Genomic DNA, 5,405 nt, shown 5'->3' on the forward strand with positions numbered 1-5,405 from the left:
GCACGCACAAATCGCGGAACTGGATGCAGGCGATGCGATTTATATTCCCAGTATGTGGTGGCACCACGTAGAAGGTTTGATGCCCTTTAATTTGATGGTGAATTATTGGTGGACAGCCTTTCCCTCCTACGTAGGTTCACCGCAGGATGCTTTCACTCATGCAATGATGAATATCCGTACCCTTCCGGCAGATGAGCGTCAGCATTGGAAAAATATGTTTGATCATTACATTTTCGATTCCAGCCCCGAAAAGTTTGAGCATATTCCGCAAGAAAAACGGGGCATATTGGGTGACATGGATGAAATGGCTGCGCGCCGCTTGCGCTCGCAACTACTCAATCGTTTGAATCGTTAATAGCATTTTTACTAATACTGGTTTTTACTCCGGGCAATTCCATGAAAAATAATCAAAGAATCATCATTGTCGGCGGCGGATCGGCAGGTTGGATGGCTGCTGCAGCTTTATCGAATGCCTTTGGCACCACCAAAAAAATTATCCTGATTGAATCGGATGCTATTGGCACTGTGGGTGTCGGTGAGGCCACTATCCCTGCGGTAAAATCTTTTAACAAACTGTTAGGCATCGATGAAGCTGAATTTATGCGCAACACCCAAGGTACATTCAAGCTGGGTATTCAATTTGAAAACTGGGGTGCAAAAGGTGATGTCTATATGCATCCCTTTGGTTTGGTAGGTAAAGATTCGTGGATGGCCAACTTCCAACATTTTTGGCTTAAAGCCAAACACTTGGGGGTGGCAAAAAGTTATTTTGATTATTCCCTCAATATTCGCACTGCCAATAGCAATAAATTTTTTATCGATCCCAATTCCGGTGTGGACTACGCCTATCATTTTGATGCTGGGCTCTATGCTGTCTATTTGCGTAAATACAGCGAAGTGCGCGGTGTTGAGCGCATTGAAGGTGTGATCGACACAGTACAAACCTATCCGGATAACGGTTTTATCCAGTCGGTGACCTTAAACTCGGGTCAAACAATTGAAGGCGATATTTTTGTTGATTGCTCCGGGTTCCGTGCGCTGCTGATTGAACACACCTTGCATACCGGTTTTGAAGACTGGTCGCATTGGCTCCCCTGCGATAGAGCCGTTGCTGTGCAAACCGAATCAGTTGGCGAGCCAATTCCCTACACGCGTTCAATTGCCCATCAAAGTGGTTGGCAGTGGCGTATTCCGTTACAGCATCGCGTAGGCAATGGGTTGGTATATTGCAGCCGCTATCTTAACGATGAAGATGCAAAAAAATTATTGTTGGGAAATCTCGACGGTGCAACAAGGACTGAGCCGCGCTTGATTAAATTCAGAACCGGTCGCGCCATAAAACAGTGGAATAAAAACTGTATTGCTATAGGTTTGGCGAGTGGCTTTTTAGAGCCGCTGGAATCCACCAGTTTGCACCTTATCCAAACGGGCATTGTGCGCCTGATCAGAATGTTTCCTGGCGACGATATCAACCAATCAGAAGTGGAGGAGTACAACCGTCAATCGCAATTTGAATACGAGCGCATCCGCGATTTTATTATTTTGCATTACCACGTCACCCAGCGCACTGACAGCCCCTTCTGGAATTACTGCCGCACTATGTCGATTCCGGATACGCTCGCGCGCAAAATCCAGGTTTATAAAAATACCACCAGCGTATTCAAAGAACAGGATGAATTATTTCACGAAGGCTCGTGGCAACAAGTGATGTTGGGGCAGGGAATAACACCGCGTAGTTACCATCCGGTGGTAGATAAATTATCCGATGAAGAATTGGTGCGCTTACTGAAGAGTATTGAAAAGGAACACGACCAATATTTGGCGCGTTTCCCCAGTCACCAGCAATTTCTTGATCACTATTGCAAAGCATTGGCACCTTGAGTTGCCAGTGATAATCCGGGTGATTATGCACCACCCGGATTAACCTGATTCAATCCTGCGTTAACAAGAACGAATTAGAGGCAGGTATATTTTAACGGAGGAAAAGAATAGTTTGCTTGAGGTTGTACGCTGTAAGGGCAACCTGTACCACAGAATGCAGCGACGTTGAACGCTGGAGTTCCTGGGCCGGGCTGATAGATGGTGCTTGCACCAGTGTTGCAACTGGTTGGTGATACAGGTACCACTTTAAGAATTTGGGCGCTGTCGCACGAGCCGCTCCAGGTATAGCCCGATGCAACCCATTGAATGCTACAGGTGGCAGGGGAATAGGCGCTGTAGCGTTGCTCGCGTGTTGCGAGTGAAACACCATTTAATTTACAGGCCATAGTGATAATGGCGCTGCTAGGGCCAGATTGTTGACTGACAAGTGTCCAGCTACAGCCTGAAGGTACAGTGGTGGTTTGCGCGCTTGCACTAACTGCCACGCTGCTGAGAAAGGCAAAGCCAAGACTTGCGATTATGTTTGAAAATCTCATAAAAACTCCTATTAATATTAAGGTTATTGTCCAAGTGAATTCGCACCGGCCTCCTGCCTTGTGTTCACGGTGACGGCTGTTAGCATCACTGCTGATATTTCAGCGAATTAGAAATCCTGTCTAATTTTTTGATCTTAATTGGTTCCGATGGATTCAATTAAAATCAAAACTGGTTTCATCTTTCCCTATATAGAGTTTGGTGATGCCCTGTTGCTCGTCGGTGGCTGCAATAATCATTGGATATTTATTTTTTTGGCGCAGTACCGACGCCATTTTTTCAGCCAGTTGATTAGCTTGATCAAGGTCAGTAACGCTGACGGTGATTGCACACTGTTGCGTGCGGCATTGTGTTTCGCGCAGTGCCAAACCAGACAATTCCGGGTTTTGGCTAAATAACGAAAAATATTCCTGTTCTTCCGCTGCTGCCCAAACGGGATCGATTGCTTCTGCGTCAAAACGGCGCTGCATTTCTTTATTCAAATCAACATTGCCATTTTCTTTAAGGGTGTCTTCCAGCCATTTGCTGAAACGTTCTGATTTGCGCAGCACGTATTCGTCTACTTTGCTGTTTTCTGGCAAAGATTGACTGCTATTTGCCCGCTGTTGATGCCGCGCTGTGTCTGCAATGGGATTGGCGGGTGCTGATGTGCGGGAGTTCTGCTGCTTAAGCTGAGCGCTTAACTGCCTGTTCTCTTGCTGCAGTTGTGCAATTTTTTCATCCGTCAGCGTGGCGTTCTGCTGGGAACGAATATCAACTTGGCAATGATTATTGTTGTACTGGTTTACCAGAGCCGCACCGGCAATGGCGGATGCTATAGCAATTAAGGTCATTTTCAGTGCTTGTGGCATATGCTGTTATCTCCTTAGCAATGCATATTGAGTTGGATCTAAATAGGTGCTTCATATCCTTCGGCCGGACTCTATCAAAAACAAAATGCTTAAGTTGTCCCACTTTGGGCGGATTTTAAAACTGGGTTGCTATATAGCATGGAGCCGGTGCTAACTTGCTTGCATCTTTATTAGGATGAAGATGATGCTTTTTTATGCGCGTTCGACTGGATATCTGCACTGGTTTTTAACCGAACGCGAGCAGCGATAAGCGCACGTGCGAAAGTGATGTGCCCCACGTTGAGTTGCGAGCAAAAGTGGGACGACAGCCTTTGTCATCTGGTGCCACTATTCATTCACAAAATCTTGCGCTGTGCCCGTGGTTGAGCCGCACAAGAGTTGTTGCTGGTGTGTTTTTTCTCATTAGCAGATGAACCCCTGGGTGATGTCAGGTCCCCATGGGTGTTAGCAAGCTTAGTTAGGTGATCTATGCCAACCCTAGCTACTTTTGTTAATTCTCCTTGCTTAGCCTCCGCGTTCTTCCTCTCAGTAGAAAGCGGGGGCTTTTTTACTTCAGGAGTCATTATTGTTTTTAATCAACCTCTGCTACTGGCTCGGACAACAACAATATACTTACAACAACATTTTTTTGGCGAGGTAATTTATGCCTGATTTTTATAAGCTGGGTACGTTGGCGGCCTGCAGTTTAGTGGTGTTAGCCGCATTGATCGGTTGCGATAAAAAATCTAACGAGGCAACGGTTGCTAATAATGCGGTCACACCAGCACCGGCGGCTGAACAATCGCTTTGGCCTCGTGTGCAAAGTGCGGTTAAAAAAGATCCGGCAATAGAAGCAAAAATTACCGAGCTGTTAGGCAAGCTCAGCCTTGAACAAAAAGTAGGGCAGTTGATCCAACCCGAGTTACGTTTGGTAACGCCTGCGGATGTCACTGAGTATTCACTGGGTTCTATTTTGAATGGTGGAGGGTCATTTCCCGGCGAGAACAAACACGCCAAAGTGGAAGATTGGATTGCGTTGGCCGATGCATTTTATAACGCATCCATGAGCACCGAAGGTGGCCGTGTGCCAGTGCCCGTAATGTGGGGAACCGATGCAGTGCACGGCCACAACAATATTATCGGCGCAACCCTGTTCCCGCATAACATCGCGCTGGGTGCAACACGCAATCCTGAATTGATCAAGCAAATCGGTGCGGCGACGGCGGCGGAAATTGCAGTGACCGGTATCGATTGGAGTTTTGCCCCAACACTTGCGGTAGTACGCGATGATCGCTGGGGCCGTACTTATGAATCCTATTCTGAAGATCCTGCGGTTGTTAAATCCTACGGCGGAAAAATGGTAGAGGGTTTGCAAGGAATTGCCGGTGCGGATTTGTTGAGCGAGCGCCATGTGATCGCCACTGCAAAACACTTTCTTGCTGACGGTGGCACTGAAGGTGGTCAGGATCGTGGAGACGCCAAGATCAGTGAAGAAGAATTAGTAAAAATTCACAATGCCGGTTATGAAACTGCATTGGCGGCGGGCGCACAAACGGTGATGGCATCGTTCAGCAGTTGGCAAGATGTGAAAATGCACGGCAACAAATATTTACTTACCGACCAATTAAAAACCCAAATGGGTTTTGATGGTTTAGTAGTAGGCGATTGGAATGGCCATGCATTTGTCTCCGGTTGTACGCCAGTGAGCTGCCCGCAAGCGATCAATGCCGGGCTGGATATTTTTATGGCGCCGGATGCGAACTGGAAAGAGCTGTATCACAACACGCTGGCGCAAGTAAAAAGTGGCGAAATTTCGCAGGCGCGTCTGGACGATGCAGTAGCGCGTATTTTGCGCGTGAAATTGCGTGCGGGTTTATTTGAAAAAGGTGCTCCATCCACACGTGAGCTTGCCGGTAAGCGCGAAGTAATTGGTTCGCCGGAGCATCGCGCGGTTGCGCGTCAAGCAGTGCGCGAATCGATTGTGTTGCTGAAAAACAACGTACAGACATTGCCGGCAAAAGCGAGTAGTAAAATTTTGGTGGCGGGCGATGGCGCTGACAATATCGGTAAACAATCCGGCGGTTGGAGCATCACCTGGCAGGGCACCGGTAATGTAAATGCCGATTTCCCCGGCGGCACGTCTATCTATCAAGGTATTGC

Annotated in this window: 5 protein-coding genes; 3 read left to right on the top strand and 2 right to left on the bottom strand. The window is 47.4% G+C overall.

Features of this window, described 5'->3' with window-relative positions; translation table 11 throughout:
- On the top strand, positions 1-355 hold a 355-nt coding region (locus tag ACWA6V_RS16740; protein ID WP_449523559.1), incomplete at its 5' end, for a cupin-like domain-containing protein.
- A gap of 41 nt (positions 356-396) precedes the next feature.
- Positions 397-1,881, top strand: a complete 1,485-nt coding sequence (locus ACWA6V_RS16745; protein ID WP_449523560.1) for a tryptophan halogenase family protein — start codon at positions 397-399, stop codon at positions 1,879-1,881.
- Between the two features lie 74 nt (positions 1,882-1,955).
- On the opposite strand, the gene ACWA6V_RS16750 is transcribed toward ACWA6V_RS16745, so the two are convergent.
- Positions 1,956-2,417 carry a hypothetical protein gene (locus ACWA6V_RS16750; protein ID WP_449523561.1) on the bottom strand — a complete coding sequence of 154 codons (462 nt, stop codon included), beginning with the start codon at positions 2,415-2,417 and terminating at the stop codon, positions 1,956-1,958.
- A 153-nt stretch (positions 2,418-2,570) separates the two neighbouring features.
- Positions 2,571-3,266, bottom strand: a complete 696-nt coding sequence (locus ACWA6V_RS16755; RefSeq protein ID WP_449523562.1) for a hypothetical protein — start codon at positions 3,264-3,266, stop codon at positions 2,571-2,573.
- A 643-nt stretch (positions 3,267-3,909) separates the two neighbouring features.
- On the opposite strand from ACWA6V_RS16755, the gene ACWA6V_RS16760 reads away from it, so the two are divergent.
- A partial coding sequence (locus tag ACWA6V_RS16760) for a glycoside hydrolase family 3 N-terminal domain-containing protein (RefSeq protein ID WP_449523563.1) occupies positions 3,910-5,405 on the top strand: 1,496 nt, incomplete at its 3' end.

Source organism: Cellvibrio sp. (genome assembly GCF_053579595.1).

Excerpts from the sequence above, each read along its gene's own strand:
- ACWA6V_RS16745 (WP_449523560.1), top strand. The coding sequence starts at position 397 with ATGAAAAATAATCAAAGAATCATCATTGTCGGCGGCGGATCGGCAGGT.
- ACWA6V_RS16755 (WP_449523562.1), bottom strand. The coding sequence starts at position 3,266 with ATGCCACAAGCACTGAAAATGACCTTAATTGCTATAGCATCCGCCATT.
- ACWA6V_RS16750 (WP_449523561.1), bottom strand. The coding sequence starts at position 2,417 with ATGAGATTTTCAAACATAATCGCAAGTCTTGGCTTTGCCTTTCTCAGC.